Origin of the sequence: Citrobacter sp. TBCS-14 (assembly GCF_005280805.1) — a bacterium.
In the GTDB taxonomy this organism is placed as follows: Bacteria; Pseudomonadota; Gammaproteobacteria; order Enterobacterales; family Enterobacteriaceae; genus Citrobacter; species Citrobacter gillenii.
This window is the reverse complement of record NZ_SZWM01000743.1, coordinates 1-857: the sequence shown is the minus strand read 5'-3', so window position 1 is coordinate 857 and position 857 is coordinate 1. Positions and strand designations below refer to the sequence as shown.

The following is an 857-nucleotide window of genomic DNA, read 5'->3' as shown; positions in this document are numbered from 1 at the left end:
GTTCGAGTTCTTTATGAACCGTTTCCGGTTGCTTGAGGCCGCACCTCGCGCGGAGTTCAGACAATATACCGGGCTTACCGAGGACGTTATTCGTCGACAGATCGATGAGGCTATTTCCCAGGGCTACCTGAGTGAATGNCAGAGCGATGAGTACTGGCAGATTACCCAGCACGGTAAGCTGTTTTTAAACTCACTGCTGGAGCTGTTTCTGGCGGAGTAACGCGGAAAACCGTAATGAATGTTGGCCTGATAAGGCTTTGAGCCACCATTCGGCAAATTGCCTGATGGCGCTGCGCTTATCAGGCCTACAGGGTTAGGTCGATAAGCGCAGCCACCTTCATCGATTAATACTGATTAAACATTTCCTGAATCTGCTTAGGATCTTTGGTTTCGGTCAGCGCCAGCTGCAACAGAACACGCGCTTTTTGCGGGTTCAGCGAACCAGACGCGACAAAGCCATATTTCGCATCATCAACTTCAGCATCCTGGGTGGTAGCACCAGTCGGTACACGGGATGAACGTACGACAACGGTTCCTTTATGCGCGGCAGTTGCCAGCGTATCGAAAATGGTTTTATACAGGTTACCGTTACCTACACCCGCACTAACGATCCCTGCGTAACCCGCATCTACCAGCGCTTTTGCCGGCAGATCGGAGGCGTTAGCATAGTTGTAAACAATCCCGACTTTCGGCAGCTCGGTCAGCTTAGAAACATCGAACGGCGTGGATGTGGTGTGCTTACGCGCAGGCGTACGCTGGTAGTCGATTTTACCGTTATGAATGTAACCCAACGGGCCGTAGTTAACAGATTTGAAGGTAGCTACGTCAGTGGTATTGGTTTTGGTCACGTCGCGACC

General features: G+C 51.3%; 1 protein-coding gene and 1 pseudogene. One reads left to right on the top strand and one right to left on the bottom strand.

Annotation, left to right across the window (positions count from 1 at the left end; translation table 11 throughout):
* A pseudogene (locus tag FDX22_RS21040) lies at window positions 1-220 on the top strand (YggW family oxidoreductase); the annotation flags it as partial.
* A 124-nt stretch (window positions 221-344) separates the two neighbouring features.
* Here FDX22_RS21040 and FDX22_RS21035 read toward each other — a convergent pair.
* On the bottom strand, window positions 345-857 hold a 513-nt coding region (locus tag FDX22_RS21035; RefSeq protein WP_186805402.1), incomplete at its 5' end, for an asparaginase domain-containing protein.